Raw genomic sequence first — 26,954 nt, forward strand, 5'->3', positions numbered from 1 at the left:
ACGTCGGGCCCACGGGCTAGGCTGAGCGCCATGGGTTCACACAAGATCAAGGCCGTCATCCCCGCTGCAGGGCTCGGAACGCGGTTCCTCCCGGCAACGAAGGCGATGCCGAAAGAGATGCTCCCCGTCGTCGACAAGCCAGCCATCCAGTATGTGGTGGAGGAGGTCGTCGAAGCGGGCATCGAAGACATTCTTGTGATCATCGGGCGCAACAAGAACGCGATCTCCGACCACTTCGACTCCGTGCCTGAGCTCGAGGTCAAGCTGCAGCAGAAGGGCGACACCGGTCGCCTGGAGCGCGTCATGAAGTCCAGCGACCTCGCCGATATCCACTTCGTCCGCCAGGGTGAGCCGAAGGGCCTGGGCCACGCGGTCCTGCGCGCCCGCACCCACGTCGGCGACAGCTCCTTCGCTGTCCTCCTCGGCGACGACCTGATCGACGAGCGCGACCCACTGCTGACCACCATGCTCGACAAGCACGTCGAGACCGGAGCGACGATCATCGCGCTCATGGAGGTCGACCCCTCCAGCATCCACCTGTACGGTGCGGCCGCGGTGGAAGCCACGGGTACGGACGACTTCGTCCGCGTGACCGGGCTCGTCGAGAAGCCCGCCGCCGAAGAGGCGCCCTCGAACCTCGCCGTCATCGGACGCTACGTGCTTCCCCCCGCCGTCTTCGACATCCTCGAGCGCACAGAGCCGGGCAAGGGCGGAGAGATCCAGCTGACCGATGCGCTGCAGGAGCTCGCCGCCGATCCGGCGGGCCCTGGCGTCTACGGCGTGATCTTCCGCGGACGTCGATACGACACCGGCGACCGCGTCGACTACATCAAGGCGATCGTGCAGCTGGCATCCGACCGAGACGACCTCGGTGAAGACCTCCGCCCCTGGCTGAAGGAGTTCGCTCAGACTCTCTGAGAGCCGGAGCGGAGAAAGGCGGACCGTGGACGCTCTTGCACCTCGCCAGCATGGCGCGATCAGCATCCGCCTCGTGCGCACGCGCGACGCGCGGGTGCTGCAGCAGGAGCTGCTGTCGAACCGTGCCTGGCTGCACCGATGGGAGGCGACGCTTCCGGGAGCCCAGGTGGGTTTCGACATGCGGGTCAGCATCCGCCGCCTCCTGCAGCAATACCGTGACGGCGGCGGGTATCCCTTCGTCATGGAGTACGAGGGTGAGGTCGCGGGGCAGCTCAACATCTGGGGCGTCGCGCGGGGCTCCCTCTGCTCTGCGACGATCGGCTACTGGGTCAGCGAGCGTTTCGCCGGCCGGGGGATCACTCCGACAGCGGTCGCGTTGGCGACGGACCTGGCCTTCACCGAGCTGGACCTGCATCGGATGGAGATCTGCATTCGTCCCGAGAATGCCGCGAGCGTGCGAGTCGTGCAGAAGCTCGGCTTCCGCTATGAGGGCGTGCGTCGGCGGTACATCCACATCGACGGTGACTGGCGGGATCACCTTGCCTTCGCGCTCGTGAAGGAAGATGTGCCGCAGGGTGTGCTCGCACGCTGGCTGGCTGGGCAGGTGCCGGCGGATGCTTCCGCTGTTCCGCCCGCGGATCTGCCCCGCTGAGCGCGACACGCGAGGCGCCTGTTGGCAGACGAGGGGTGTTGTCCCATACCGTGGACGTATGGATGGGCCAGTGCTGAGTGGGGGCGTGATCGTCCTCGTCGCTGTGCTCCTCTGGGTGCTGTATTTTCTGCCCTCGTGGCGAGGTCGGCACCAGTTCGAGGCGGCAGAGCGCAATGCGGTGCGCCTGAACCGGGCCCTGCGTGTCCTCGCGGAGACCAGCGAGACTCCGGAGGAGGTTCGCCTGGAGCTCACGGCCCGCACGGCCCTCGCGCAGCAGCGTCTGGCCAAGCGCGTTCAGTCTGAACGTGAAGCCGCCGAGCTTGAGAAGCTACGTCAAGAGCTCGCTGCGACGCGGGCTGATCCGGCGGTGCGACAGGCTCGCGCGCGCCGTCACACGCGCATGACCGCGACCGTCTTCCTCGTTCTCGGGTTGACGGCGGTGGGACTCGGCATCTGGCAGCTCGTCGTCGCCGGAGCATCCGTCGCGCTCTGGGTGGGCGCGGGCGTCACGGTGCTCAGCGCCGTGGTGTTGCAGCGGATGGCATCTGTGGCGTCGAAGATCGCGCGTCGCGCGCATCAGGAGAAGGCAGCACTGCCCGTCGCCGTCGAACGGGTCGCGCCGCCGCTGCATGATCAGGGGCGCCCGGAATGGACGCCTCGCTCGTTGCCGCAGCCCATGGTCTCCGTGGCGGGATCGCGCGCGCAGGCCGCGCGTGCTGCCATCGAAGCACGTGAGGCTGCCGTGCGTGCGGCGCGTGCCGAGGAACTCCAGCGTCGCGCGGCCGAGATGGCCCCGCAGGCGCCTGCCGTGCTGGCTCCCGCGGCAGAAGCGACCTCGCCGTACGCGACGATGGGCTTCGTCGACGACGAAGAGATCGAAGCGCACGTGCGCCAGCTGCTTGAGCGTCGCGTCGCAGGGTGATGGGCGTGATAACCTAACTGAGGTTCACGGGCCTATGGCGCAGTTGGTAGCGCGCCTCGTTCGCATCGAGGAGGTCAGGGGTTCGAATCCCCTTAGGTCCACACTGTGTTGAGACAGTGAAAGAAGCCCCGCATTCGTGCGGGGCTTCTTTTCTTATGGGACGCGCCTCCGCGCCGAGAGTCGAGACGCGCCTTGGGGGCTCGCGGTCTGAGGAACTCGGCTATGGTCAGGTGCCATGAGCGTGCGTGGGTGGCGGATCATCGTCGGCGGAGTGGCGCTTCTGGTCGCAGCGCTCATCATCTGGGTGGACCTCGCAACGGATGTCTGGCAGAAGTACGTCGTCATCTCCGGGCTCGCCGGCGGACTGGTCACTTTCACGTTCACGGCGTTGATCGTGGATCGCTTCATCGCGAGGGCGGCCCACGAGCGCTGGGAGCCGGTGACACGTCTGGCGCTGGGCGATTTCCGTCGCCGACTGAGCGATCCGCACGAGGAGCGGCGTGAGCGTCGACTTCCGGATCCGCGGCGCGACCGCATTGCGCTGCGTGCGTTGCGCGAGGCGTCGGAGCGAGAGCGGGATCGGCTGATCGGGGCATTGGCGCGCTGGTCGTCTTTCCTGTCGTCGAGCGCGGATGTCGAGGACATCATGGATTCGATCGCCCTCGTGGCGACGGAGCTGGATCGTGTGGACGCGGAAGCCCGGATGCTCACGCAGCCGGATGCCTCCGAAGACGGGTGGGCTCGGCTCTCCTCGGCGATCGAGGAGTATCACCGCACCGCTGAGGAACTGATCGCGCACATCGATGCGGCGCTCGCGCGGGTCGAGAGGACTGCCATTCGCTGATCCCCGCTGTCGGAGCACGGCGGAATATACCGATCCCGGCTGGACGGTGCCGACCGTGTGATCTATCATCAATGGAATCGATTCCAGGAATCGATTCCATTCTTGAATTGCTGATTCACTTTCGATGAGGAGAACCATGAACAGCACGGCAGTATCGGCACCCGCGGGACAGAGCTCCGCCCGCACCGCTCGCACAGCGGTCGCCGCGAGCACGATCGGCTCGATTCTCGAGTACTACGACTTCTTCGTGTACGGGACGCTGTCGGCGCTCGTGTTCGGTCAGCTCTTCTTCCCCTCCGACAACGCCGCCGTCTCCACGCTGCTGTCGCTGGCCAGCTTCGCGGTCGGCTTCGTCGCGCGCCCGCTCGGCGGGATCCTGCTCGGCCACTTCGGCGACCGCATCGGGCGCAAGCCGCTGCTGCTGTTCACATTCCTGCTCACCGGCGTCGTCACGGTCCTCATCGGACTGCTGCCGACCTACGCACAGATCGGCCTCGCCGCTCCGCTGCTGCTCGTCTTCCTGCGCATTCTGCAGGGGATCGGCATCGGCGGCGAATGGGGTGGCGCAGCGCTGCTCGCTGTCGAGCACGCACCCGCCCACAAGAAGGGCCTCTACGGAAGCCTGGTTCAGGCCGGTGCGCCGGTCGGTGTGATCCTCTCGTCGGGAAGCGTCGCGCTGCTCACGGCGACGCTCACTCAGGAGCAGCTGCTCAGCTGGGGCTGGCGCATCCCGTTCCTCGCGAGCGCGCTGCTTCTGCTCGTCGGCCTCTTCCTGCGCTTCAAGGTGGCGGAGTCCCCGGAGTTCGACATGATCAAGAAGACCGGCACCAAGGTCAAGCAGCCGGTCTGGCAGGCGATCCGCACGTACCCCAAGCAGATCGTCACCGCGATCCTCATCCACATGAGCGACACGACCCTCGGTCTCATCCAGGGTGTATTCATCCTGGGCTACGCGTCGGGCGTGCTCGGCATGAACCCCACCATCGTGCTGCTGGCCAACATCTTCTCCTCGGTCATGAACCTCATCACCACCCCGCTCGCCGGCATGCTGGGTGATCGCATCGGTCAGAAGCGCGTCGTGATGATGGGTCTGGTCGGGCTCGCGCTCTGGGCTTTCCCCATGTTCCTGCTGATCGGCACGGAGACCGTCGTCGGGCTGTTCATCGCCATGGGCGTGGGCGGCATCCTGGTCGGCTGGCTGTTCTCGGGCCAGGCGACGCTGTTCGCCGCGTTCTTCCCCGCGGAGGTGCGCTACTCGGGCATGTCGCTCGGCTTCCAGATCGGTACGGTCTTCGGTGGCGGCTTCGGCCCCCTGATCGCGCAGGCGCTCACCGGTGCGACCGACGGCGCCACCTGGTCGGTGTCGCTCTACATGCTGATCATCGCGATCGCCGCACTGATCGCCACGAGCACCGTCAAGATGCAGCCGCGCGCCGCGCGCCCGACGATCGGAGCGGATGCCGCATGAGCGCGTCTATTCCGGCTTTCGAAGGCACCGTCCGCACCACCGTCGCGGAGTCGACGCCGTGGTGGCCCTCGACGAACGGCACGAAGAAGCCCAACGTCGTCATGGTCATCCTCGACGACACCGGCTGGAGCGATCTCGGATGCTACGGCTCGGAGATCCACACGCCCACCCTGGATGGCCTGGCGCAGGGCGGCGTGCGCTTCACCCGCTTCCACGTGACCCCGCTGTGCTCACCCACCCGTGCGGCACTGCTGAGCGGTCGGAACCACCACTCGATCGGCATGCGCTTCCTTGCCGACACCGACACCGGCTTCCCGAACTCCCGCGGCAGCATCCGTGACGACGTGCGTCTGCTGCCGCAGATCCTCGGGGAGAACGGCTATGCGTCGTACCTCGTGGGCAAGTGGCACCTCGCACCTCTGCACGAGATCACCCCCGCGGGCCCGCACCACAACTGGCCGCTCGCCCGCGGGTTCGACCGCTACTACGGTTTCCTCGACGGGTGCGTCGACCAGTATGAGCCCGAGCTCTACGCGGACAATCACGCGATTCCGGTTCCTCAGCGTGAGGGGTACCACCTCAGCGAGGATCTCGCCGACCAGGCGATCCGCCTCGTCACCGATCACACGACGTTCCGCCCCGACGCGCCATTCTTCCTCCAGTTCGCGATGGGGGCCACGCACGCACCGTTCCAAGCGCCGCGCGAGTACATCGACAAGTACGTCGAGGTCTTCACGAAGGGCTGGGACCAGACGCGTATCGATCGCCTGCAGCGGCAGATTGACATGGGCATCGTTCCCGAAGGCACGAACCTCGCCGAGCGCAACGACGGCGTGCTGCCCTGGGACGAGCTGGACGACGAGCAGAAGCACGTCTACACCCACCTCCAGGCGGCGTTCGCCGGATTCCTGGAGCACGCGGACGCACAGGTCGGGCGTGTGCTCGCCACCCTCGACGAGCTCGGCGTCGCCGACGACACGATCGTGCTGGTGCTCTCCGACAACGGCGCAAGCCGCGAAGGCGGCCCCACCGGCGATGTCGACACGAACGCCCCCTACAGCGGAGTGCGCCGCACGCCCGCCGAGCAGATCCCGCTGCTCGACGAGCTCGGCTCGCTCACCGGGGGTGCGCACTACCCGGAGGGCTGGGCGATGGCGGGCAACACCCCCTTCCGCCACTACAAGCAGTTCGTCGACCTCGGCGGTGTGCGCTCGCCGCTCATCGTCTCCTGGCCGGGAGCGGGCGAAGCCATGCGCGGCGTGCGGGAGCAGTTCGTGCACGCCGTTGACGTCACCCCCACGCTGCTGGAGATGCTCGGTGTTGCACCGGAGCGCGGTGTTGACGGCGAGAGCGTCGCGGCAGGGATGACCGATCCGGCTGCTGTCGCCGGCCGCGAGACGCAGTACTGGGAGACGCTCGGGCACCGGGCGATCTGGAACGACGGCTGGAAGGCGGTGACCGCGCACGTGGCCGGCGTGCCGTACGAGGCGGATGCCTGGCGCCTGTACGACACGCGGTCAGACTTCTCCGAGTCGCGGGACGTCGCGGCGGAGCATCCTGAACGGCTGCAGATGCTGCAGCAGCTGTGGTGGCGCGAAGCAGGTCGCAACGATGTCTTCCCGCTGGATGATCGTCCCCTACGCGAGCTGATCGAGGAGCGCGGTCCCATCGGGCTGTTCGCGCAGACGCACATCACGCTGCGCCCCGGGCAGTCTCACGTCCCGTATCCGAGTGCGATCACCGGATCCAACCGGAACATCGACGTCACCGCACACGTCTCGCCGCTCGCCCGCTCGGTGAACGGCACGCTGCTCTCCAGTGGAAACGCTCAGGGTGGTTACCTGTTCTCGCTGCAGGACGGCGCCCTGTGCTTCGAGCACGGACATCTCGGCGAGACCGTGCTCGTGCGTGCTGAGCTTCCCGAATCGTCCGTATCGGAGCTGGCCTTCCGGCTTCGCACCGCCGACGACGGCTCCGTGACCGTGCAGCTTTTCATCGACGGTGAGGCCGTCAACGACGCGCGTATCCCGCGGTACTCGAGCCACCTCTCCTTCTGGGGACTCGATGTCGCACACATCCCCAACAGCACATTCAGCTCGCGTGTGGCAGCGCCCTTCGCTCTGCCCGCGCGCATCCTGGACCGGATCGACATGATCGTGCATCCGGCGGCCGACGATGCCGCCGAGTACGCGGAGGTTCTCCTTGCCAGCGAATAGCATCCCCGTCATCCTCGACGTCGACACCGGGATCGACGACGCACTCGCCCTGCTGCTCGCGGTGCGGCACCCGGCACTCGACGTGCGGGCCGTCACCTGTGTCGGCGGCAACGTGCCGCTCGCGCAGGTCGTGGAGAACACCCTGGGCGTGCTCGCGCTGGCAGGTGGGGAGGACATCCCCGTCGCCGCCGGGATGAGCGCGCCGCTCATCGAGCCCGCCCGCGACGCCAGCTATGTTCACGGCGAGAACGGTGTCGCCGATCTCCGGTTCCCTGCGCACACGATGAGTCCCGTGCCCGTGCACGCGGTCGAGCTTCTGCGCCGCACGCTCATGGACGCCGACGAGCCTCTGACGATCATCGCGCTCGCACCGCTGACCAACATCGCCGTGCTGCTGCGGATGCACCCTGAGGTGACGAACAAGATCGAGCGCATCCTCTTCATGGGAGGGGCCGTCGGAGCAGGCAACGCGACGGCCGCGGCCGAGTTCAACATCTGGCACGACCCCGAGGCGGCCGACATCGTCGTGCGCAGCGGAGTGCCGACCACGATGTACGGGCTCGAGCCCTTCTACCGGGTGTGCTGCGACGCCGAGACGATCGCGTCGTTCGACGGCGCAACGGATCCGGTGGGGGCGACGGTGGGAGCGCTGCTTCGGCACCTGGCGCAGGTCACAGAAGACGAGGCGCGCATCGTGCATCCCTCCGGTGCCGCGATCGGCGATGCCGGCGCCGTGTGCGCCGTCATCGACCCCGCAGGCGTCACGGTGCGGCGTGCCCCTGTGTCCGTGGCGCTGCACGATGTCCAGACGCGCGGGCAGACGGTCGTGGATCTCCGCTCCGGGCTCGGAGCGGGCGGCGAGGTCACGAAGGACGCGCAGGGCAACATCGACGTGGTTCTCGAGGTGGATGGCGACCGCTACGCGCGGCTGTTCCTCGACGCGGTGTGCTGATGGGGCGCGTCATCGTCGTCGGCTCGCTCAACATCGACACGGTTCTGCGGGTCGTACGCCACCCTCGGCCGGGCGAGACCGTGCATGCGCTCGGTGCCCAGAGCGTGCCGGGCGGCAAAGGCGGCAACCAGGCCGCTGCCGCGGCGGATGCCGGTGCGGAGACGGTCTTCGTCGGCGCGGTCGGCGACGACGGCGCACGCTACCTGCGGCACCTTCAGGCCGGCGGCGTCGACGTCTCCGGTGTCCAGCGCTGCACGGACATCGGCACAGGGGCGGCATCAGTGGTCGTCGACGATCGCGGTGAGAACTCGATCATCGTCGTCGAGGGTGCCAATGGACGGGTGCGGGCCGCACAGCTCGACGCCCTCGACCTGCGCGAGGGGGATGTGGTCTCGTTGCAGTTCGAGCTGCCGGACGCGGTGAACGCCGAGGTCGCGGCGCGGGCTTCCCGTCGTGGCGCCACGGTGCTGATCAACCCCTCGCCGTGGCGGGAGTCGCGCACGGATGTGCTCGCGCTCGCGGACGTCGTGATCGTCAACGAGATCGAGGCCGAGCAGCTCGGCGATGTCGTCTCCGCGGATGTTCTCTGCATCACTGCGGGGGGAGCCGGGGCGCGATGGGGTGGCCTCAGTGCCGCAGCTCCTCGTATCGAGCCGGTCGACACGACGGGTGCGGGAGATCGCTTCGCCGGCACCCTGGCGGCGATGCTCGCACGCGGGAGCACACGGCAGGAGGCGCTGGAGCACGCCGTCGCCGCGGCGAGTGAGGCCTGTCTGCGTCACGGCGCTCAGCAGTGGCGTTCAGTATGATCACACCGTGAGCAAGCCTTCCGAGAGTGCGACGATCCTCGACGTGGCGCGACGCGCGGGAGTCTCGCGGACGACGGTCTCCCGTGTGCTCAACGAGCCCGATCGCGTCTCACCCGACACCTTGAAGCGTGTGCAGGACGCGGCGGAGGCGTTGAACTACGCGCCGAACAGCTTTGCGCGGGGTCTGCGCAGCGGCCGCACCGGTGTCATCGCGCTCCTCGTCGGCGACATCTCGCAGCCGTTCCATGGCAGTCTCGCCCAGGCGGTTGCGGCAGCCGCAGAGGAGCGCGGGCTCGGAGTCATGCTCTACGACCTCGGGCACAGCACGGCACGGCTGGAGTCGGTGCTGCGCAAGCTGCCGCGACAGGGCGTGGACGGCCTGATCATCGCGACCGCAGATGACATCTCCACCGCGGCTGTGGCAGACGCGGTGGCGGATGCGCGCGCTCAGGGGCTCGCCGTGGTCACGGGCGTCGAGCAGTTCGGCGTCGAGGGGATCGCCTTCGTTCGCACGGAGCACGCAGAGGCACCCCGCCTCGCTCTGGAGAAGCTGGCCGCTGCGGGTGCGCAGCGTCCTGCCCTGCTGCTCGGCGACAAGCATGGACCGATCGGTCGACAGCTCGTCCTCGGGGCGGGGGAGGCCACCGTCATCGAAGCGGGCTACTCCTTCTCGCGCGCGGCCGATGCGGTGCACGCTCTCAGCCCCGAACATGATGCGCTCGTCGTCACGACGATACCGATGGCACTCGGCGCGATGTCGGCACTCGCAGCGATCGGTCGACAACTGCCGATCATCGTCTGCGAAGAGGTGCCGTTGGCGGCCCATGTGACACCGGCCTTCTCGACGGCAGCGGTGCCTCCGGAAGAGACGGGGCGCGAGATGGTGCGGCTCATGGCAGCGCTGCTGGACGGCACGCAGGTCGAACCGCGTGTTCTCCGTCCGGTGTACACCGGGCGGGAGTCCTTCCCGTCATAGTTAGGTAAGCCTGCCCTAACTATGCCATGCTGGTGGCATGGTCAGAGATCGCACCCATTTCCTGCTCGTCGGCGATGAGGGTGACATCGCCATGATCCACACGATCCTGCGCCGTCTGCCGGTCGACGCCTACGGGCAGGTCTACATCGAGGTCGACGGGGCGAAGCCTCTTCCGTCGCTGGCCATGCCGGAGGGCATGGTGCTCACCTGGCTGCGTCGTGATTCGCGGGTGCGCCGCGGGGGGAGTGTCCACGATCACGGGGCCCTGGCTGCGGGAGTCATCGATGTCTGGCTGCAGGAGTGGATGCCGGATGCCGACGCCGCGGAAGAGCCATACGTGATCTGGATCGGATGCACGGCGAGCGGCCGTGTGGACCTGCTCTACCGCGACCTACGTGCGCGCCTGCCGATGCTGCACGTCCATCATCCGCACTACGACAGTCCCCGCTGACGACCGGGCGCGCGGGGCGACGCGTCCGAGCGCAGCCCTACGGCACCCGATCCGATGCTGCGTTCCAGCTCTCGGCCGCGATCTTTCATCTCCGCGACGATCTCCGTCACATCACGGTCGTCCGTCGACGCATCGACGGGGGTCTCCCAGGTCACCGCGATCGCGGCGACGGGCCACCCGGTGTGGTCGTGCACGGCGACTCCGACGGAGGAGAAGCCGTCGGTGACCTCCCCGTCCTCAGAGGCGTACCCCGCGGTGCGCACGGCACGCAGCAGTTCCCGCAGCTCGGAGGGGCGCGTGGGGCCGCGCCCCGTGCGCAGGGTGAACGCCGAAGCATCCGGGTACAGCGCGCGCACCTGTGGGCGGGGGAGTGCTGCGAGCATCGCACGCCCCGTCGCCGTGAGGTGCGCCGGCAGGCGCACTCCGACATCCGTGACCAGCGCCGCGCGGCGCATCGCGCGTTCCTCGACGATGTAGAGCACGTCCCGGCCGCTCATGACCGCGAGGTGCGCGCTCTCGCCGAGTCGGTCGGCGAGCGTTGCGAGAAGCGGTCGGCCCAGGCGGGCGAGGGGTTCTTGTCGCGCGTAGCCTCCGGCCAGTTCGAACGCCGCCGTGCCCAGTCCCCAACGTCGCTCCTGCGTGAGGTGGACGACGAAACCGTGGGATTCCAGCGTCGCGAGGAGGTGATAGACGGTCGAACGCGGGATGTCGAGCTCGCGGGCGAGTGTTGACGCGGCGACGGGGCCCGGGCGGCGTGCGAGATGGCGCAGGATGCGCAGGGTCTGATCCGCCGCCGGTACCTGCGGGCGTCCCGGTGCGCCCTCATCGCTCTTGTCTGGGATCACAGACACAGAATGCCATGGATGCCTGTTGGCGGGAAAGCCGCCACGGTGGAATGAAGCCATGACCGAAGTTGCTCCCGTTCTCGTCGGCGCCGCCCCGCTGCCTCCCGCCGCCGTCGTCGCCGTCGCTCGCCACAACGCCCCTGTCTCGCTCGACGCTGACGCCCTCACTCGCGTCGCACAGGCGCGCGCTGTGATCGAGTCGCTCGCGGTCGATCCCGTGCCGCACTACGGCGTCTCGACCGGATTCGGCGCGCTCGCGACCACCTTCATCGCCCCGGAGCGTCGTCACCAGCTGCAGGCGAGCCTCATCCGCTCGCATGCCGCAGGCACAGGTGCCGAGGTCGAGACCGAGGTCGTACGCGCGCTGCAGCTGCTGCGCCTGCAGACCCTCGCCTCCGGGCACACGGGAGTGCGTCCGCTCGTCGTCGAGACTTACGCGGCCATGCTCAATGCGGGGATCACCCCGGTCGTGCGCGAGTACGGCTCGCTCGGATGCTCGGGTGATCTCGCCCCGCTCGCGCACATCGCACTGGCCGCGATGGGCGAGGGCGACGTGCGCGATGCGTCCGGCGCGCTCGTCCCGGCATCCACCGCTCTCGAGGCCGCGGGCATCGAACCGCTCGTGCTGCTCGAGAAGGAGGGACTCGCCCTCATCAACGGCACCGATGGCATGCTCGGGATGCTCGTGCTGGCACTGCACGATCTGGAGATGCTGCTCACGACCGCTGACCTGGCAGCGGCGATGTCGATCGAGAGCCAGCTCGGCACGGACGCCGTCTTCGCCGCCGACCTCATGGCGCTGCGACCGCAGAGCGGGCAGGGGGAGAGCGCGGCGAACCTGCGCGCCTTCCTCGGCACGTCGCCGATGGTCGCCAGCCACAAGGGGCCGGAAGACGGCCGGGTGCAGGACGCGTACTCGCTGCGCTGCTCGCCCCAGGTGCACGGCGCCGCCCGCGACACGATGGCGCACGCCGCGATGATCGCCGGCCGCGAGCTCGCCTCGGTCATCGACAACCCCGTGGTCACCAGCGACGGTCGCGTCCAGTCGAACGGCAACTTCCACGGAGCGCCCGTCGCGGCGGTCCTCGACTTCCTCGCGATCTCGGTCGCCGACGTGGCATCCGTGGCCGAGCGACGCACCGACCGCGCCATGGACCCGGCTCGCAACCACGGACTGCCGCCGTTCCTCGCGCATGAGATCGGCGTCGACTCCGGTCTCATGATCGCCCAGTACGCCGCAGCCGGGATCGTCTCCGAGCTCAAGCGGCTCGCGACGCCCGCGTCCGTCGACTCGATCCCCTCGTCCGCCATGCAGGAGGACCACGTGTCGATGGGGTGGGCGGCTGCGCGCAAGCTGCGCCGCGCGATCGACGGCCTCGGCCGGGTGCTCGCGATCGAGATCCTGACGGGAGCTCGCGCCCTCGACCTGCGCGCCCCGCTCCTCGCCGGCCCCGCCACGGGAGCGGTGCGCGACCTCGTCCGCACCGTCGCCGAGGGCCCTGGACCCGACCGCTTCCTCTCGCCCGAGATGGAAGCCGTCACCGAACTCGTTCTGTCGGGCGCCGTCGCCCGCGTCGCAAAGGAGCACATCGCATGACCGAGAACGTCGATCGCCGCAGCATCCGCGCCGCCCGCGGCCCCGAGCGCACCGCGAAGAGCTGGGGTGCCGAGGCCGCCAAGCGGATGCTCATGAACAACCTCGACGCCGAGGTCGCCGAGCACCCCGAGGACCTCGTCGTGTACGGCGGCACCGGACGCGCGGCGCGCAGCTGGGAGGCGTACGACGCGATCGTGCGGACGCTCGACGAGCTCGAACCCGACGAGACGCTGCTCGTGCAGTCGGGCAAACCCGTCGGCGTCTTCCGCACGCACGAGTGGGCACCGCGGGTGCTGATCGCGAACTCGAACCTCGTGGGGGACTGGGCCACCTGGCCGGAGTTCCGCAGGCTCGAGGAGCTGGGCCTCATGATGTACGGCCAGATGACCGCGGGCTCGTGGATCTACATCGGCACGCAGGGCATCCTGCAGGGCACGTACGAGACCTTTGCCGCCGTCGCCCGGTCGCTCGGGCGAGAGTCGCTGCGCGGCACGCTGACCCTCACCGGTGGTGCCGGAGGGATGGGCGGTGCCCAGCCACTCGCCGTGACGATGAACGACGGCGCCGTGCTGATCGTCGACGTCGACGAGACCCGCCTCGCCCGCCGCGTCGATCACGGCTACCTCGACGAGTACACGACCTCGCTCGATGACGCGGTGGCACGGGTTATTGCAGCGAAGGATGCCGGGGAAGCGCTCTCGATGGGCGTCGTCGGCAATGCGGCCGAGGTGTTCCCCGAGCTGCTGCGACGGGGCGTCCCGATCGACATCGTGACCGATCAGACCAGCGCCCACGACCCGCTCGCCTACCTGCCGATCGGCATCTCAGTCGCTGACTGGAAGGCGGAAGCCGAGCGCGACCCGGAGGTGTTCACGCGTCGCTCGCGGGAATCGATGGCGGCGCATGTCGCGGCGATGGTCGCTTTTCAGGATGGGGGTGCGGCCGTCTTCGACTACGGCAACTCGATCCGTGCGGAGGCGAAGCTCGGCGGCTTCGAGCGGGCTTTCGCCTTCCCTGGCTTCGTGCCGGCGTACATCCGCCCCCAGTTCGAGGAGGGCCGCGGCCCGTTCCGCTGGGCGGCGCTGTCGGGCGACCCGGAGGACATCTACAAGACCGACCGGGCGATCGCGGAGCTCTTCCCGGAGGACGCCGCCCTGCACCGGTGGCTGGCGAAGGCCGGCGAGAAGGTGCACTTCGAGGGCCTGCCCGCCCGCATCTGCTGGCTCGGCTACAAGGAGCGCCACCTCGCGGGATTGAAGTTCAACGAGATGGTCGCCTCGGGCGAGCTCAAGGCGCCGATCGTGATCGGCCGCGATCACCTCGATTCGGGATCAGTCGCATCCCCGTACCGCGAGACGGAGGCGATGAAGGACGGCTCCGACGCGATCGCCGACTGGCCGTTGCTCAACGCGCTGCTCAACACGGCGTCGGGGGCGTCCTGGGTGTCGCTGCACCACGGCGGTGGCGTCGGCATCGGACGCTCGATCCACGCGGGACAGGTGACCGTGGCGGACGGCACAGCGCTCGCCGCGGAGAAGCTGGAACGGGTGCTCACGAACGACCCGGGCACCGGGGTCATGCGCCACGTGGACGCCGGCTACGAGCACGCCCGCGACATCGCTCGCGAGCGCGGCCTGAAGGTGCCGATGCTATGAGCGTCCTCCTCACGAACATCGGCGAGCTGACGACGAATGTCGCGACCGGCGACGACCTGCTCGGCACGCTGCATGGCGCCGCGGTGCTGATCGACGGCGAGCGGATCGCGTGGGTGGGGCAGGCGTCGGATGCCCCCGCGGCCGACGAGGTCGTGGATGCCGCAGGCCGAGCCGTCCTTCCCGGCTTTGTGGACAGCCACAGTCACATCGTGTTCGGGGGCGATCGTGCCGCCGAGTTCGAAGCGCGCATGGCGGGGCAGAAGTATGCCGCGGGCGGCATCCGCTCGACCGTCGCCGCGACGCGCGCCGCGAGCGATGACGAACTGCGTGCGCGCCTGCGCGGCTTCCTCGCAGAGATGCGCGCGCAGGGCACGACGACCGTCGAGATCAAGAGCGGCTACGGGCTCGATGTCGAGACGGAGGAGCGTCTCGTGCGTCTCGCCGCCGAGGTCACCCCGGAGGTGACGTACCTCGGAGCCCACGTCGTGCCCGCCGAATACGCCGACCGCGCGGACGAGTATGTCGACCTCGTCACCGGCCCCATGCTCGATGCCTGCGCCCCCCACGCCAAGTGGATCGACGTGTTCTGCGAGACCGGCGCTTTCACCGTGCCGCAGTCACGCCGTGTTCTCGAAGCGGGCATGGCCCGCGGGCTCGTGCCCCGCGTGCACGCCAGCCAGCTCGGACCCGGCGAGGGCGTGCAGCTCGCCGTCGAGCTGGGCGCGGCATCGATCGATCACGGCACGTACCTCACCGACGCGGATGTCGCCGCGCTCGCCGCTTCCGACACGGTGCTCACCCTGCTGCCCGGCGTCGAGTTCTCGACGCGCCAGCCGTATCCCGATGCGCGTCGACTGATCGACGCGGGCGTCACCGTCGCGATCGCCTGCGATACGAACCCCGGATCGAGCTTCACCTCGTCGATGCCGTTCTGCATCGCGGTAGCCGTGCGCGATATGGGCATGACGCCGTCCGAAGCCGTCTGGGCGGCGACGGCGGGCGGCGCGCGAGCCCTGCGACGGGACGACATCGGTGTGATCGCTGCGGGGATGCGGGCAGATCTCGCGATGCTGGTGGCACCGAGTCGCGTGCACCTCGCCTACCGTCCCGGTGTGCCGCTCGTCACGAAGGTCTGGAAAGACGGCGTCTGCTCGCGCGGCGCCGCCGGGGGAGGTGCCGCATGAGTCTGTCGCGCGACGAGCTCTGGCCGCGCGCGGGTGGCTGGCCCGCGCATACGCCGGGAGAGCGGGCGGATGCTGTGCTGCTGGGCGTTCCCACGTGGCGTTCGTCGCTCTCGCCGACCGGCGCGCATGCGACGCCCACCGCGATCCGCGAGGCGCTTCCGCGCTACAGCGCGACCCTCATGGGCCCGCCGATCCTCGACCTCACCGAGGCTCTTCGTGTCACGGATGCGGGCGACATCACCGACCCCGACGGGGAGGACGGGATCGCCGAGACCGTTGGCAGAGTGCGCTCTCTCGCGCACGACGCGGGCCTCGTGATCGCCCTCGGCGGTGACAACTCGCTGACCTACCCGGTGGCACGAGGAGCCGGAGCATCCGGTCTCCTCACGATCGATGCGCACTTCGATCTGCGCGACGGCGTCTCCAACGGATCACCCGTGCGCCGCCTCGTGCAGGACGCTCCGGACGGCGAGCGGATCGATCCGACACGGATCGTGCAGATCGGCATCGCGGATTTCGCGAACTCGGCGGCATACGCGCGGCGCGCCGCGGACTGGGGCATCCGCGTCATCACGCTCGACGAACTGCGTCGTCGCGGCGTCACGGATGTCGTGGCCGAAGCCGTCGAGATCGCCGGAGCCGGTGTTGACGCGCGGGTGCACCTCGACATCGATGTGGATGCTGCCGACCGTGCTGTCGCCCCGGGATGCCCGGCAAGCGTACCGGGTGGGCTGCAGGCGTGGGAGCTGCGTGCGCTCGTGCGGGCGATCGCCGAGGATCGGCGGATCGTGAGCGCCGACATCGCCGAGGTCGATGCCACCGCCGATGCCGACGATGCACGCACCGTGCGCCTCGCGGCCCTGTGCGTGCTCGAACTGCTGGCGGGCCTCGCCCGGCGTTGACGCTTCGCGCTCCGGGCGTGGAGCCCCGGGGCCGTGCTCATCGACGTTGCACCGTGCTGATTAGCATGGGGTGATGACGACGCTTGTGTGGTTTCGAGACGATCTGCGACTCAGCGACCACGCGGCGTTGCACGCCGCCGCCGAGAGCGGTGACGACATCGTGGCTCTCTTCGTGCTGGAGGACGAGTCCGCGCACGTGCGCGCCCTCGGAGGTGCCGCGGCGTGGTGGCTGCACCACTCTCTCACCGCACTGCGCGCAGCCCTTGCCGAGCGCGACGTGCCGCTCATACTGCGGCGAGGGGCGGCAGAGCAGATCGTGCCCGAGGTCGTGCGTGAGAGCGGAGCGTCGCGCGTGCTCTGGAACCGCCGCTACGGACAGGCACGCCACCATGACGCCGCGCTCAAGATCGCATTGCGCGAGACCGGCTGCGACGTCGGCTCGTTCGCCGGCGACGTGCTGTTCGAGCCATGGACCATCGCCACCCAGGACGGTGGCGCCTACAAGGTCTACTCCGCCTTCTGGCGGGCCTGCACGGCTGCTCCCGCTCCCGCCCTCCCGCTTCCCGCGCCTTCCGTCCTCGTCGCGGCAGCCACGCAGCCGCGCAGCGAGAACCTCGACTCCTGGGAGCTGCTGCCGACCGCGCCCGACTGGGCAGGCGGACTCGCCGAACGGTGGACGCCGGGCGAGGCGTCCGCTCAGCGCACTCTCGACGAGTTTCTCGAAGAACGTCTGGCCCACTACGGTGAGCGGGATTACCCGGCCGAACAGAACTGCTCAGAGCTTTCGCCCCACCTGCGCTGGGGAGAGATCAGCCCCCGCACCGTCTGGCACCGGACGCTGCGGGCCACGGGAGACGTGGGGCTGTTCCTCTCGGAGCTGGGCTGGCGCGAGTTCGCGAAGCACACCGCTTTCCACGTGGGACCCCTGCATCGCGAGAACATCAACCGCCGGTTCGACGGCTTCCCCTGGCGCACGGACGGCGATGACGCTCTCTCCGCCTGGCAGCAGGGGCGGACCGGATTCGGCCTGGTCGACGCCGGAATGCGCGAGCTCTGGCAGACCGGGGTGATGCACAACCGGGTGCGCATGGTCACTGCGTCATTCCTCACCAAGAATCTGCTGCTCGACTGGCGCATCGGGGAGGCCTGGTTCTGGGACACGCTCGTCGACGCGGACGAGGCGAGCAACCCCTTCAACTGGCAGTGGGTTGCGGGATGCGGCGCGGATGCTGCTCCGTACTTCCGTGTCTTCAACCCCGAACTCCAGCAGAAGAAGTTCGACCCCGAGGGGCGCTATGTCGCGCTGTGGGCACCGGACAGCGCCATGCTGCCGCCGATCGTCGACCTGAGAGCGACCAGAGCGCAGGCACTGGAGGCGTACCACTCGCTGCCTCGGTAGCCCTCTCAGACCGGGATGATCGCGTGGGCGACGGCGAAGATCGCCAGCCCCGCCAGCGCGCCGACGACGGTGCCGTTGAGGCGGATGTACTGCAGGTCGCGGCCGACCATGAGCTCGATCTTCTCTGTGGTCTCGGCCGGGTCCCAGCGCTCGACGGTGTCGGTGATGATCGAGGCGATGTCGTGGCGGTAGCGATCGACGAGGAAGACCGCCGCATCGGACACCCAGGTGTCGACGCGCGTCTGCAACGCGGCATCCGTCGTCAGCCTCTCACCGATCTCCTGAAGCGCCTGCCGCGCCCGCTGGCGCAGACCGCTCTCAGGGTCTGCGAGGGCCGCGAGCAGTCCCGCCTTGGCGGTGTTCCACGCCTCCGCGGCGAGAGCGCCGACGCGAGGGCTGTCGAAGAGTGCGGCTTTCGCGTTCTCGAGCCTCGCGCGCGTGGCGGCGTCGTGCTGCAGGTTGTCCGCGAGGCGCGCGAGATACCCGTCGAGGGCCCTGCGGGCGGGATGGTGCGGATCGGCCTGCACCGCCTGAACGAACTTCACGGCCTCGTGATAGACGGTGTCATCGACGAAGCGGTGCGCCAGCTTCGGCACCCATCCGGGCAGCCGTCGCGACACGAGCCCGGTGAAGGCGGTCGCATTGGCGTCGAGCCAGCGGGCGATCGAGTCGACCGCGAGGTCCACGGCACCGTGGTGGGCGTCCGCGTCGACGATCGTCCGGAGCCACGCACCCGCGGGAGGCCCCCACTCGGGCGTGAGCAGGTGCTCCCGCGCGAGGTCGGAGATGAGATCGCGCACGTCATCGTCGCTGAGTGCGTGCAGCACGGCGGTGGCGATCGTCGCGCCCTCGGCAGCGACCCGCTCCGCGTGCTTCTCCTCCCGCAGCCACTCGCCGGCGCGACGCGCGATGTCGGTCTGCGCGAGCTTCGTGCGCACGACGTCGGATGCGAGGAAGTTCGTCTCGACGAACTCGCCGAGGCTGCGGCCGATCTCATCCTTGCGGGTGGGGATGATGGCCGTGTGCGGAATCGGGAGCCCCAGCGGGCGTCGAAACAGCGCCGTGACGGCGAACCAGTCCGCGAGGGCGCCGACCATGCCGCCTTCGGCTGCGGCGCGCACGTACCCAAGCCACGGATGCTGGCCCTGCAGCCAGAACGCGACGACGAACACGCCCGCCATGACGAGCAGCGCACCCAGGGCGACGGCCTTCATCCGGCGCAGCGCGCGCAGGCGCTCCTGATCGGCGGGAGAGAGCAGTGCCAGAGGAGTGCGCGGCATGCGGCTATCCTCCCATGCTCGTTCTCGGCATTCCTGCCTCCAGGGGGAGTAGCCTCAAGTGGTGATCGAAGACATCAAGAAGCGTGCTCTGCACCGGACGAGCATCCTCGAAGGCCAGCTGCGTGGCATCACGCGCATGATCGAGGGCGAGGAGTACTGCATGGACATCATCACGCAGACCCGCGCGATCCAGAAGTCACTCGAGTCCCTCAACCGCCTGCTGCTGGAGAATCATCTCCGCACGCACGTGACGCACATGATCGAGGCCGGCGGAGACACCCGCGACCAGGCCGTCGCCGAACTCATGAAGGCGTTCGACTTCCAGGGCAAATAGCCGAGACTCAGTCCTCGATCGGTCCCAGCAGGGCGCTCGCGACGGTGGAGTGCGCCGACTCCGGGTCGGAGGGATGGAACGCGCCTGCCAGCACATCGCGGTAGATCCGCGACAGCTCGTGCGCGGAGAAGTATGAGCTTCCGCCGGCGACGAGCATCGCCTCGTCGGCCACCTGCTTGGCCATCACCGTGGCACGGTGCTTGAGCCCGGCGAGCTGCGGGAACCACCGCGTGCCGTGATCGACGAGCTCATCGACATCGCGCGCGAGTGCGGCGATCTGCGGGGGCAGCGCGTCGACGGCGAGGCCCATCTCCGCAATCCGCCAGCGAATGTCGGGGTCCTGTGCATAGCTCTTGCCGGTCTTCTTCGATCGGCGTTTCTGCGCGGTCTCGACCGCCAGCTCCAGCGCACGCTGCGCGATACCGGTGTACACCGAGGCGAGCAGGATCTCGAACACCGAGAAGATCCCGAAGATGATCGGATCAGGCGTGGGGCCCGGATCGATGCGGCGCACGATGCGATCGGCGGGGGCGACCGCGCCGTTGAGGCGCGTCGTGCGGCTCTGCGTGCCGCGCATGCCGAGGGTGTCCCAGTCGTCGCCGGTCACCACCGCGTCGGTGCGGTCGATGAAGGCGAACACGAGTTTCGGGGCATCCGGGCTCGTGGTGTCGAGGCCGTGCAGGCCCAGGCGCGTCCAGACGGGTGCCAGTGAGGTGAAGATCTTCAGGCCCGTGAATGCGTAGGAGCCGTCTGCCTGCGGCACAGCCTCCGTGTCGCTGCCGAAGAGCACGAGGTCGTTGCCGCCCTCGCTGATACCGAAGGCGAAGACCTCGCCGGCGGCCGCGCCGTCCTGCACGAACTCCATCCCAGGGACACCGCGATCGGAGAAGACCTTGGCGACGCCCGTCCACACGAGGTGCATGTTGATCGCCAGCGCCGTGGCGGGCGCGGCGCCAGCGAGGCGCTGCTGGAGGATCGCCGCCTGGGTGAGGCTCAGCCCTGCGCCGCCGCGCTCGGTCGGCACGAGGATGCGAAGGTAGCCGGCGTCGCGCAGTTCATCGAGGTCCTGCTGCGGGAACGTGTTCTCGCGATCGTGGATCGGCGCGCGCTCGCGGATCCGGGCAAGCAGGTCGTCCGGAAGGAAGGCGGTGGGATCGAACGGGGCAGGGGCGGCGACCGAAGCGGACATGCCTCCAGCCTATGACCGTCAGCGCAGGGGAGGCAGGTCGTGCGGCACGACCAGAACCCGCGCGGCGGCGGCGTGGCCGGCGGAGAGACGCTCGGCGTAGGGGAGGTCCTGCAACGTCGCGGTGAGGAAGCCCGATGCGAAGGCGTCGCCGGCGCCGACGGGTTCCACGACCTCGACCGTGGGGGCCGGAACGAACACCGGCGCCTCCGCGCCGACGAACGCCGTCGCGCCCACATCGCCGTCCTTGACGATGAGGACCGCGCAGTCAGGAAGATGGCGGCGGATGTCTTCTGCCGTCGCGGTGCCCCAGAGACGCTCGGCCTCGTCGCGGCCGACGAAGGTGAGGTCGGCGGCGTTGGCGTAGTGCGCGAGTGCGGATGCCGCCTCGTCCAGGGACCACAGTGCGCGGCGGTCGTTCACGTCGAAGGAGACGAGAGCGCCGGCGGCGCGAGCATCCGCGAACAGCTGACCTGTCATCTCGGCGCAGGACGCCGACAGTGCCGGAGTGATGCCCGTCGTGTGCACGATGCGCACGCCCGCGAGCTGCGCGGTCGAGAGGAAGCCGCCGGCCATCCGCGAGGCGGCGGAACCCCGGCGGTAGTAGTAGACATCGGAGCTCTCGGCGCCCGGGTCCTTGAACATGACACCGGTGGGAGCGTCGGAATCGCGCTCCGCCCATGCCTCGACGCCGCGCGCCTCCAGCTCGGACAGCACGCGCGTGCCGAGCGGGTCATCGCCCAGACGAGACGCCCACACCGCGCGGTATCCGTTCGCAGCGACCTGCGCGGCGACGTTCGATTCTGCTCCCGCCAGGCCGACCGTCGCCGTGTGCGCGCTCGAGAGCGGGGCATCGGTGGGGGTGATGAGTGCCATGCACTCGCCAACGCAGATCAGATCGGGGGCAGGAACGGAAGCAGGCGACGACGTCATGATGAAGGAAGAATGACCGGTTCTGTGTCGGGGATCGGACTGGGATCCCGATCGCGAAGATCGGGGAAGGCTCGCACGAAGACTATCGAAACCAGAAGCCCCACGGCGGCGAAGAGCGTCGCGGCGAGATATGCGCCCTGCGCGCCGCCGGTCTGGTCGATGAGGACCCCGGCGGTCGCGGATCCGGCGGCGGCCCCGATGAGCTGTCCGGTGCCCACCCAGCCGAAGGCCTCGGCCGACTCGCTGAACTTCACGCTCGCCGTCGTGATGGCGAAGAGGACGGCGAGAGCGGGGGCCACGCCGAGACCGGCGAGCAGCAGCGATCCACCCAGCCAGAACACGTTGAGGGAGATCATCGTGAGCGCGAGGCCGACCGTCACGATCGCGAAGCGGCGGGCCATCGCCCAGGGGCCGATCGGCACGCGGCCGCTGGCCAGGCCACCGGCGAGGCTGCCGACGGAGAACACTGCCAGGACGAGGCCCGCTTCCAGTCCGCCGTGGTCGAAGGTCGCGACGACGCCGACCTCGACCGAGGCGCAGGCGCCGATCAGGAGGAACCCGATGACGGTCGCCAGCATGACCGGCGGCTTGAGGACGACAGCCCCGAAGCCCCGTCGGCTGCGAGGAATGCGCACGCGTCCGACCTCGCGGGAGAGGATGAACCACGCGCCTCCCAGCACCTGGATCGTCGCGACGAGGAGCAGGCCCTGCACAGTGCCCACCTGCGTGGACACGAAGGTGATCACGACCGGGGCGACGATCCAGATGATCTCCTGCAGCGATGCATCCAGCGAGAAGAGAGGTGTGAGCTGCGAGGAGTTGACCATCTTCGGATAGATGGTGCGCACCGCCGCCTGCACCGGCGGAGTGGAGAGCCCCGCGATGAGCCCGAGTGCCATGTACCCGGCGAGGTGGAGCGGGGCGAGTGCGAGGGTCGTGACGGCGAGAACGCAGATGAGCAGGGTGAGCGTGAGGACACGACGCATGCCCCACCGGCCCATCCAGCGGCTCGTCACGGGGCCGGCGACCGCCTGGCCCACGCTGGTCGCGGCGAGGACCAGACCTGCCGCACCGTACGAGCCCGTCGTGTGCTCGACGTGCAGCAGGATCGCGAGACTCGCCATTCCGCTGGGGAATCGGGCGGTCAGCTGTGCGGCGATGATGCGCCCCACCCCGGGGGTGCGCAGGAGTTCGCGATATCCGGATGCGGCCACCTGACAACGGTACTCGCAGCGACACGCCCACGACACGCCGAACCGCGGATTCCACACCCTGAGGAATGTCCGAAGCCCGCTGTAGCGTCCGATCTGTGGATGGATCCGAATGCGGTCGTTCCGAGGCGCGGGAATCCGCGCTTCGCGACCTCCTTCGGGGTGGTGTCGGCTGTGGATGAAACCGTGGAGAACCTGTGGGGGAACCCGTGGAAAGCGGTGGAAAACTACAGAGATGTAACTACTACCCCTTGTGGTCGCCCCTAATGTCCGTCCCTATATGTAGTATTGAAGTCCTGGTGGGGGGCCTGCCGGGAAACATCAGGTTCAAGGGAAGAAGAGGCGCAATTATGTCGATTACCGTCTACACGAAGCCGTCCTGCGTCCAGTGCAACGCGACCTACCGCGCGCTTGACGCGAAGGGCATCGAGTACGACATTCTCGACCTGTCGGAAGACCCGGCAGCGCTCGAGCAGGTCAAGGCTCTCGGCTACCTGCAGGCACCCGTCGTCATCACCGACGAGGACCACTGGTCGGGCTTCCGTCCCGACAAGATCGACGAGCTCGCATCGCGGCTCGCATAGTCTGCCGGCGGGTGTGCGATGAGTGCGGTCACGACCGCCGTTCCCCTGCTCGTCTACTTCTCGAGCATCTCGGGTAATACCGCGCGCTTCATCGAGAAGCTCGGCCTCCGCGCCGAACGTATTCCGCTGTACCGCACCGACGAAGAGCTCCTCATCGAGGAGCCCTTCGTTCTCGTCACCCCGACATACGGCGGGGGACTGGGGCGAAACGTCGAGACGGGAGCTGTACCCAAGCAGGTCATCCGGTTCCTCAACGATGAGCGCAACCGCCGACACATCCGGGGAGTCATCTCCACCGGAAACACCAACTTCGGCGACTCCTTCTGTCTCGCCGGAGAGATCATCAGCCGCAAGTGCCACGTGCCTCACTTGTATCGGCTTGAAGTATTCGGCACACAGGAAGACGTCGAGCGCGTAGGCGACGGATTGGAACGATGGTGGAATCGACAGTGACAGACCCGGTGGCGTTCAAGATCAACCCCAACTATGAGGGTCTGGACTACCACGCTCTCAACGCGATGCTGAACCTGTACGACGCGAACGGACAGATCCAGTTCGACGCCGACCGTCGTGCCGCGCGGGAGTACTTCCTGCAGCACGTCAACCAGAACACCGTGTTCTTCCACTCGCTCAAGGAGCGGCTCGACTACCTCGTCGAGAAGGAGTATTACGAGGCCGCGGTTCTCGACCAGTACTCGTTCGAGTTCATCCAGAAGCTCAACGACCTCGCCTACTCGAAGAAGTTCCGCTTCGAGACCTTCCTCGGCGCGTTCAAGTACTACACGAGCTACACGCTGAAGACGTTCGACGGCAAGCGCTACCTCGAGCGCTTCGAAGACCGTGTCGTCATGACCGCCCTCGGTCTCGCCTCGGGTGACGAGCAGCTCGCCATCAACCTGGTCGAAGAGATCATCTCCGGTCGTTTCCAGCCGGCGACGCCGACGTTCCTCAACTCCGGCAAGGCGCAGCGCGGCGAGCTCGTCAGCTGCTTCCTGCTGCGCATCGAAGACAACATGGAGTCGATCTCGCGCGGCATCAACTCCTCGCTGCAGCTGTCCAAGCGCGGCGGCGGTGTGGCGCTGCTGCTCTCGAACATCCGCGAGGCGGGTGCGCCGATCAAGCAGATCGAGAACCAGTCGTCGGGCATCATCCCCGTCATGAAGCTCCTCGAAGACAGCTTCAGCTACGCCAACCAGCTCGGCGCACGTCAGGGCGCAGGGGCCGTGTACCTCTCGGCGCACCACCCGGACATCATGAAGTTCCTCGACACCAAGCGCGAGAACGCGGACGAGAAGATCCGCATCAAGACGCTCTCGCTGGGCGTCGTCGTTCCCGACATCACGTTCGAGCTCGCCAAGAAGGGCGAGGACATGTACCTGTTCTCGCCGTACGACGTCGAGAAGGTCTACGGCGTGCCCTTCGGTGACATCTCGGTGACCGAGAAGTACCACGAGATGGTCGACGATGCGCGCATCAAGAAGACCAAGATCAACGCGCGCGAGTTCTTCCAGACGCTCGCCGAGATCCAGTTCGAGTCGGGCTACCCGTACATCATGTTCGAGGACACGGTGAACAAGGCGAACCCGATCAAGGGCCGCATCAACATGTCGAACCTCTGCAGCGAGATCCTGCAGGTGAACACCCCGACGACGTACAACACCGACCTGTCCTACGACCAGATCGGCAAGGACATCTCGTGCAACCTCGGTTCGATGAACATCGCCCTGGCGATGGACGCGCAGAACCTCGGCGCCACGGTCGAGACCGCGATCCGCGGCCTGACCGCGGTCAGCAACCAGAGCCACATCAGCTCGGTGCGCTCGATCGAGGATGGGAACGATCGCACGCACGCGATCGGTCTCGGCCAGATGAACCTGCACGGCTACCTCGCTCGCGAGCGCGTGTTCTACGGTTCGGAAGAGGGCCTGGACTTCACGAACATCTACTTCTACACGGTGCTGTTCCACGCGCTGCGCGCCTCGAACAAGATCGCCATCGAGCGTGGCGTCGCATTCGAGGGCTTCGAGGACTCGACCTACGCGTCGGGGGAGTTCTTCGACAAGTACACCGAGCGGGCATGGGTTCCCGAGACCGAGAAGGTCAAGGAGCTCTTCGCGGGGCACCACATCCCGACCCAGCAGGACTGGGAAGAGCTGAAGGCGTCGATCCAGAAGCACGGCATCTACAACCAGAACTTGCAGGCGGTGCCGCCGACGGGCTCGATCTCGTACATCAACAACTCGACGTCGTCGATCCACCCGATCGCGTCGAAGATCGAGATCCGCAAGGAAGGCAAGCTCGGGCGCGTCTACTACCCGGCGCCGTTCATGACGAACGACAACCTGGAGTACTACCAGGACGCATACGAGATCGGCTACGAGAAGGTCATCGACACGTACGCCGCCGCCACGCAGCACGTCGACCAGGGTCTGTCGCTGACGCTGTTCTTCAAGGACACCGCCACGACGCGCGACATCAACAAGGCGCAGATCTACGCATGGCGCAAGGGCATCAAGACGATCTACTACATCCGTCTGCGCCAGCTCGCCCTTGAGGGCACCGACATGACCGAGTGCGTCAGCTGCATGCTGTGATCGCCGCTCACTGATTGATTCAAGGAACAAACGATGACTCCTACCCCGAAGCTGCCGCTGATCGATCACGTGCAGGCGATCAACTGGAACCGCATCCAGGACGACAAGGACCTTGAGGTCTGGAACCGTCTGGTGAACAACTTCTGGCTGCCCGAGAAGGTGCCGCTGTCGAACGACATCCAGTCGTGGCAGACGCTCACCGAAGACGAGAAGCTCATGACGATGCGCGTCTTCACCGGGCTCACCCTGCTCGACACGATTCAGGGCACGGTCGGTGCGGTGTCGCTGATTCCGGATGCGGTCACCCCGCACGAGGAGGCCGTTCTCACGAACATCGCCTTCATGGAGTCGGTGCACGCGAAGAGCTACTCGTCGATCTTCTCGACGCTGTGCTCGACGAAGGAGATCGACGAGGCGTTCCGCTGGTCGGTAGAGAACCCGTATCTGCAGAAGAAGGCGCAGATCATCGTCGACTACTACCGTGGCGACGATCCACTCAAGCGCAAGGTCGCCTCGACCCTGCTGGAGTCGTTCCTGTTCTACTCGGGCTTCTACCTGCCGATCTACTGGTCGTCGAAGGCGAAGCTCACGAACACGGCCGACCTCATCCGCCTCATCATCCGTGACGAGGCCGTGCACGGCTACTACATCGGGTACAAGTTCCAGCGTGCGCTCGAGAACGAGACCGAAGAGCGTCGCCAGGAGCTGAAGGACTACACCTTCAACCTGCTGTTCGAGCTCTACGACAACGAGGTGCAGTACACGCAGGACCTCTACGACGGCGTCGGGCTGACCGAGGACGTCAAGAAGTTCCTGCACTACAACGCCAACAAGGCGCTCATGAACCTCGGCTACGAGGCCATGTTCCCCTCGACGGTCACGAACGTGAACCCGGCGATCCTGTCGGCGCTCTCGCCGAACGCAGACGAGAACCACGACTTCTTCTCCGGGTCGGGCTCGTCGTACGTCATCGGCAAGGCCGAGGCCACGGAAGACGACGACTGGGACTTCTAAAAGCCCAGATTAGAGGCTAAAAACAGAA

25 protein-coding genes and 1 tRNA gene are annotated in these 26,954 nt (G+C 67.8%); 21 read left to right on the plus strand and 5 right to left on the minus strand.

Features of this window, described 5'->3' with window-relative positions; genetic code table 11:
• The first annotated feature begins 30 nt into the window (after positions 1-30).
• The 11 genes from galU (at position 31) to JOD62_RS11405 (ending at position 10,208) form a co-directional block, all read left to right on the plus strand.
• The gene (gene galU / locus JOD62_RS11355) at positions 31-918 is read left to right on the plus strand and encodes a UTP--glucose-1-phosphate uridylyltransferase GalU (RefSeq protein ID WP_204939384.1); all 888 of its coding nucleotides are present in this window, start codon (positions 31-33) and stop codon (positions 916-918) included.
• Positions 919-943: 25 nt separating this feature from the next.
• On the plus strand, positions 944-1,570 hold the full coding sequence (locus JOD62_RS11360) for a GNAT family N-acetyltransferase (protein ID WP_204939385.1): 627 nt from the start codon (positions 944-946) through the stop codon (positions 1,568-1,570).
• Positions 1,571-1,628: 58 nt separating this feature from the next.
• Positions 1,629-2,492, plus strand: a complete 864-nt coding sequence (locus tag JOD62_RS11365; protein ID WP_204939386.1) for a hypothetical protein — start codon at positions 1,629-1,631, stop codon at positions 2,490-2,492.
• Positions 2,493-2,520: 28 nt separating this feature from the next.
• A tRNA-Ala gene (locus JOD62_RS11370) sits at positions 2,521-2,593 on the plus strand.
• Positions 2,594-2,727: 134 nt separating this feature from the next.
• Positions 2,728-3,336, plus strand: a complete 609-nt coding sequence (locus JOD62_RS11375) for a hypothetical protein (protein WP_204939387.1) — start codon at positions 2,728-2,730, stop codon at positions 3,334-3,336.
• A 136-nt stretch (positions 3,337-3,472) separates the two neighbouring features.
• The gene (locus JOD62_RS11380; RefSeq protein ID WP_204939388.1) at positions 3,473-4,804 is read left to right on the plus strand and encodes an MFS transporter; all 1,332 of its coding nucleotides are present in this window, start codon (positions 3,473-3,475) and stop codon (positions 4,802-4,804) included.
• Positions 4,801-7,020: an arylsulfatase gene (locus JOD62_RS11385; protein WP_204939389.1), complete on the plus strand. Its 2,220-nt coding sequence runs from the start codon at positions 4,801-4,803 to the stop codon at positions 7,018-7,020. Before JOD62_RS11380 ends, JOD62_RS11385 begins: the two co-directional genes overlap by 4 nt.
• A complete protein-coding gene (locus JOD62_RS11390) occupies positions 7,007-7,972 on the plus strand; it encodes a nucleoside hydrolase (RefSeq protein ID WP_239526653.1) in 966 nt (321 codons plus the stop codon). Before JOD62_RS11385 ends, JOD62_RS11390 begins: the two co-directional genes overlap by 14 nt.
• Positions 7,972-8,781 carry a PfkB family carbohydrate kinase gene (locus JOD62_RS11395; RefSeq protein ID WP_239526656.1) on the plus strand — a complete coding sequence of 270 codons (810 nt, stop codon included), beginning with the start codon at positions 7,972-7,974 and terminating at the stop codon, positions 8,779-8,781. Before JOD62_RS11390 ends, JOD62_RS11395 begins: the two co-directional genes overlap by 1 nt.
• A 7-nt stretch (positions 8,782-8,788) precedes the next feature.
• Positions 8,789-9,757, plus strand: a complete 969-nt coding sequence (locus tag JOD62_RS11400; RefSeq protein ID WP_204939392.1) for a LacI family DNA-binding transcriptional regulator — start codon at positions 8,789-8,791, stop codon at positions 9,755-9,757.
• 37 nt (positions 9,758-9,794) lie between these two features.
• The gene (locus tag JOD62_RS11405; protein ID WP_204939393.1) at positions 9,795-10,208 is read left to right on the plus strand and encodes an SIP domain-containing protein; all 414 of its coding nucleotides are present in this window, start codon (positions 9,795-9,797) and stop codon (positions 10,206-10,208) included.
• Here JOD62_RS11405 and JOD62_RS11410 read toward each other — a convergent pair.
• A complete protein-coding gene (locus JOD62_RS11410; RefSeq protein ID WP_271171519.1) occupies positions 10,190-11,059 on the minus strand; it encodes an IclR family transcriptional regulator in 870 nt (289 codons plus the stop codon). The genes JOD62_RS11405 and JOD62_RS11410 overlap by 19 nt on opposite strands.
• A gap of 52 nt (positions 11,060-11,111) precedes the next feature.
• On the opposite strand from JOD62_RS11410, the gene hutH reads away from it, so the two are divergent.
• The 5 genes from hutH to JOD62_RS11435 all read left to right on the plus strand — a co-directional run bounded on the left by hutH (position 11,112) and on the right by JOD62_RS11435 (position 17,790).
• Positions 11,112-12,650 carry a histidine ammonia-lyase gene (gene hutH / locus JOD62_RS11415; protein ID WP_204939395.1) on the plus strand — a complete coding sequence of 513 codons (1,539 nt, stop codon included), beginning with the start codon at positions 11,112-11,114 and terminating at the stop codon, positions 12,648-12,650.
• Positions 12,647-14,305: a urocanate hydratase gene (gene hutU, locus JOD62_RS11420; protein ID WP_204939396.1), complete on the plus strand. Its 1,659-nt coding sequence runs from the start codon at positions 12,647-12,649 to the stop codon at positions 14,303-14,305. Before hutH ends, hutU begins: the two co-directional genes overlap by 4 nt.
• Entirely contained in the window at positions 14,302-15,489 is a 1,188-nt protein-coding gene (hutI, locus tag JOD62_RS11425; RefSeq protein ID WP_204939397.1) for an imidazolonepropionase, read from the plus strand. The genes hutU and hutI overlap by 4 nt, the downstream gene beginning before the upstream one ends.
• Entirely contained in the window at positions 15,486-16,391 is a 906-nt protein-coding gene (locus JOD62_RS11430; protein WP_204939398.1) for an arginase family protein, read from the plus strand. Before hutI ends, JOD62_RS11430 begins: the two co-directional genes overlap by 4 nt.
• 73 nt (positions 16,392-16,464) lie before the next feature.
• Positions 16,465-17,790 carry a cryptochrome/photolyase family protein gene (locus JOD62_RS11435; protein ID WP_204939399.1) on the plus strand — a complete coding sequence of 442 codons (1,326 nt, stop codon included), beginning with the start codon at positions 16,465-16,467 and terminating at the stop codon, positions 17,788-17,790.
• A gap of 5 nt (positions 17,791-17,795) precedes the next feature.
• Here JOD62_RS11435 and JOD62_RS11440 read toward each other — a convergent pair whose 3' ends face one another.
• On the minus strand, positions 17,796-19,070 hold the full coding sequence (locus tag JOD62_RS11440; RefSeq protein ID WP_204939400.1) for a DUF445 domain-containing protein: 1,275 nt from the start codon (positions 19,068-19,070) through the stop codon (positions 17,796-17,798).
• Between the two features lie 61 nt (positions 19,071-19,131).
• Between JOD62_RS11440 and JOD62_RS11445 the strand changes: the two genes are divergently transcribed.
• Entirely contained in the window at positions 19,132-19,404 is a 273-nt protein-coding gene (locus JOD62_RS11445) for a metal-sensitive transcriptional regulator (protein ID WP_204939401.1), read from the plus strand.
• Positions 19,405-19,411: 7 nt separating this feature from the next.
• Here JOD62_RS11445 and JOD62_RS11450 read toward each other — a convergent pair whose 3' ends face one another.
• The 3 genes from JOD62_RS11450 to JOD62_RS11460 are packed head-to-tail and all read right to left on the minus strand — an operon-like array spanning position 19,412 to position 22,737.
• Positions 19,412-20,593 carry an acyl-CoA dehydrogenase family protein gene (locus tag JOD62_RS11450; protein ID WP_204939402.1) on the minus strand — a complete coding sequence of 394 codons (1,182 nt, stop codon included), beginning with the start codon at positions 20,591-20,593 and terminating at the stop codon, positions 19,412-19,414.
• An 18-nt stretch (positions 20,594-20,611) separates the two neighbouring features.
• Positions 20,612-21,523 (minus strand): sugar kinase, encoded by a 912-nt coding sequence (locus JOD62_RS11455; RefSeq protein WP_204939403.1) that lies wholly within the window; start codon positions 21,521-21,523, stop codon positions 20,612-20,614.
• Positions 21,520-22,737 (minus strand): MFS transporter, encoded by a 1,218-nt coding sequence (locus JOD62_RS11460; protein WP_271171520.1) that lies wholly within the window; start codon positions 22,735-22,737, stop codon positions 21,520-21,522. The genes JOD62_RS11455 and JOD62_RS11460 overlap by 4 nt, the downstream gene beginning before the upstream one ends.
• 347 nt (positions 22,738-23,084) lie before the next feature.
• Here JOD62_RS11460 and nrdH point away from each other — a divergent pair, with 347 nt between their 5' ends.
• Genes nrdH through nrdF form a run of 4 tightly spaced genes read left to right on the plus strand, consistent with a single transcriptional unit; the run spans position 23,085 to position 26,926 of the window.
• Entirely contained in the window at positions 23,085-23,318 is a 234-nt protein-coding gene (gene nrdH / locus JOD62_RS11465; RefSeq protein WP_204939404.1) for a glutaredoxin-like protein NrdH, read from the plus strand.
• Positions 23,319-23,336: 18 nt separating this feature from the next.
• Positions 23,337-23,771, plus strand: coding sequence for a class Ib ribonucleoside-diphosphate reductase assembly flavoprotein NrdI (nrdI, locus tag JOD62_RS11470; protein ID WP_204939405.1), 435 nt, complete (start codon positions 23,337-23,339; stop codon positions 23,769-23,771).
• A complete protein-coding gene (gene nrdE / locus JOD62_RS11475) occupies positions 23,753-25,912 on the plus strand; it encodes a class 1b ribonucleoside-diphosphate reductase subunit alpha (protein ID WP_204939406.1) in 2,160 nt (719 codons plus the stop codon). The genes nrdI and nrdE overlap by 19 nt, the downstream gene beginning before the upstream one ends.
• Positions 25,913-25,945: 33 nt before the next feature.
• Positions 25,946-26,926, plus strand: coding sequence for a class 1b ribonucleoside-diphosphate reductase subunit beta (gene nrdF, locus JOD62_RS11480; RefSeq protein ID WP_204939407.1), 981 nt, complete (start codon positions 25,946-25,948; stop codon positions 26,924-26,926).
• Positions 26,927-26,954: the final 28 nt, after the last annotated feature.

The organism is Microbacterium keratanolyticum, assembly GCF_016907255.1.
Taxonomy (GTDB): domain Bacteria; phylum Actinomycetota; class Actinomycetes; order Actinomycetales; family Microbacteriaceae; genus Microbacterium; species Microbacterium keratanolyticum.

What these genes read in the sequence shown, in the direction of transcription:
- galU (WP_204939384.1), top strand. Translation starts at nt 31, where the DNA reads ATGGGTTCACACAAGATCAAGGCCGTCATCCCCGCTGCAGGGCTCGGA.
- JOD62_RS11365 (WP_204939386.1), top strand. Translation starts at nt 1,629, where the DNA reads ATGGATGGGCCAGTGCTGAGTGGGGGCGTGATCGTCCTCGTCGCTGTG.
- JOD62_RS11375 (WP_204939387.1), top strand. Translation starts at nt 2,728, where the DNA reads ATGAGCGTGCGTGGGTGGCGGATCATCGTCGGCGGAGTGGCGCTTCTG.
- JOD62_RS11380 (WP_204939388.1), top strand. Translation starts at nt 3,473, where the DNA reads ATGAACAGCACGGCAGTATCGGCACCCGCGGGACAGAGCTCCGCCCGC.
- JOD62_RS11385 (WP_204939389.1), top strand. Translation starts at nt 4,801, where the DNA reads ATGAGCGCGTCTATTCCGGCTTTCGAAGGCACCGTCCGCACCACCGTC.
- JOD62_RS11395 (WP_239526656.1), top strand. Translation starts at nt 7,972, where the DNA reads ATGGGGCGCGTCATCGTCGTCGGCTCGCTCAACATCGACACGGTTCTG.
- JOD62_RS11405 (WP_204939393.1), top strand. Translation starts at nt 9,795, where the DNA reads ATGGTCAGAGATCGCACCCATTTCCTGCTCGTCGGCGATGAGGGTGAC.
- hutH (WP_204939395.1), top strand. Translation starts at nt 11,112, where the DNA reads ATGACCGAAGTTGCTCCCGTTCTCGTCGGCGCCGCCCCGCTGCCTCCC.
- hutU (WP_204939396.1), top strand. Translation starts at nt 12,647, where the DNA reads ATGACCGAGAACGTCGATCGCCGCAGCATCCGCGCCGCCCGCGGCCCC.
- hutI (WP_204939397.1), top strand. Translation starts at nt 14,302, where the DNA reads ATGAGCGTCCTCCTCACGAACATCGGCGAGCTGACGACGAATGTCGCG.
- JOD62_RS11430 (WP_204939398.1), top strand. Translation starts at nt 15,486, where the DNA reads ATGAGTCTGTCGCGCGACGAGCTCTGGCCGCGCGCGGGTGGCTGGCCC.
- JOD62_RS11435 (WP_204939399.1), top strand. Translation starts at nt 16,465, where the DNA reads ATGACGACGCTTGTGTGGTTTCGAGACGATCTGCGACTCAGCGACCAC.
- JOD62_RS11440 (WP_204939400.1), bottom strand. Translation starts at nt 19,070, where the DNA reads ATGCCGCGCACTCCTCTGGCACTGCTCTCTCCCGCCGATCAGGAGCGC.
- JOD62_RS11450 (WP_204939402.1), bottom strand. Translation starts at nt 20,593, where the DNA reads ATGTCCGCTTCGGTCGCCGCCCCTGCCCCGTTCGATCCCACCGCCTTC.
- JOD62_RS11455 (WP_204939403.1), bottom strand. Translation starts at nt 21,523, where the DNA reads ATGACGTCGTCGCCTGCTTCCGTTCCTGCCCCCGATCTGATCTGCGTT.
- nrdH (WP_204939404.1), top strand. Translation starts at nt 23,085, where the DNA reads ATGTCGATTACCGTCTACACGAAGCCGTCCTGCGTCCAGTGCAACGCG.
- nrdI (WP_204939405.1), top strand. Translation starts at nt 23,337, where the DNA reads ATGAGTGCGGTCACGACCGCCGTTCCCCTGCTCGTCTACTTCTCGAGC.
- nrdE (WP_204939406.1), top strand. Translation starts at nt 23,753, where the DNA reads ATGGTGGAATCGACAGTGACAGACCCGGTGGCGTTCAAGATCAACCCC.
- nrdF (WP_204939407.1), top strand. Translation starts at nt 25,946, where the DNA reads ATGACTCCTACCCCGAAGCTGCCGCTGATCGATCACGTGCAGGCGATC.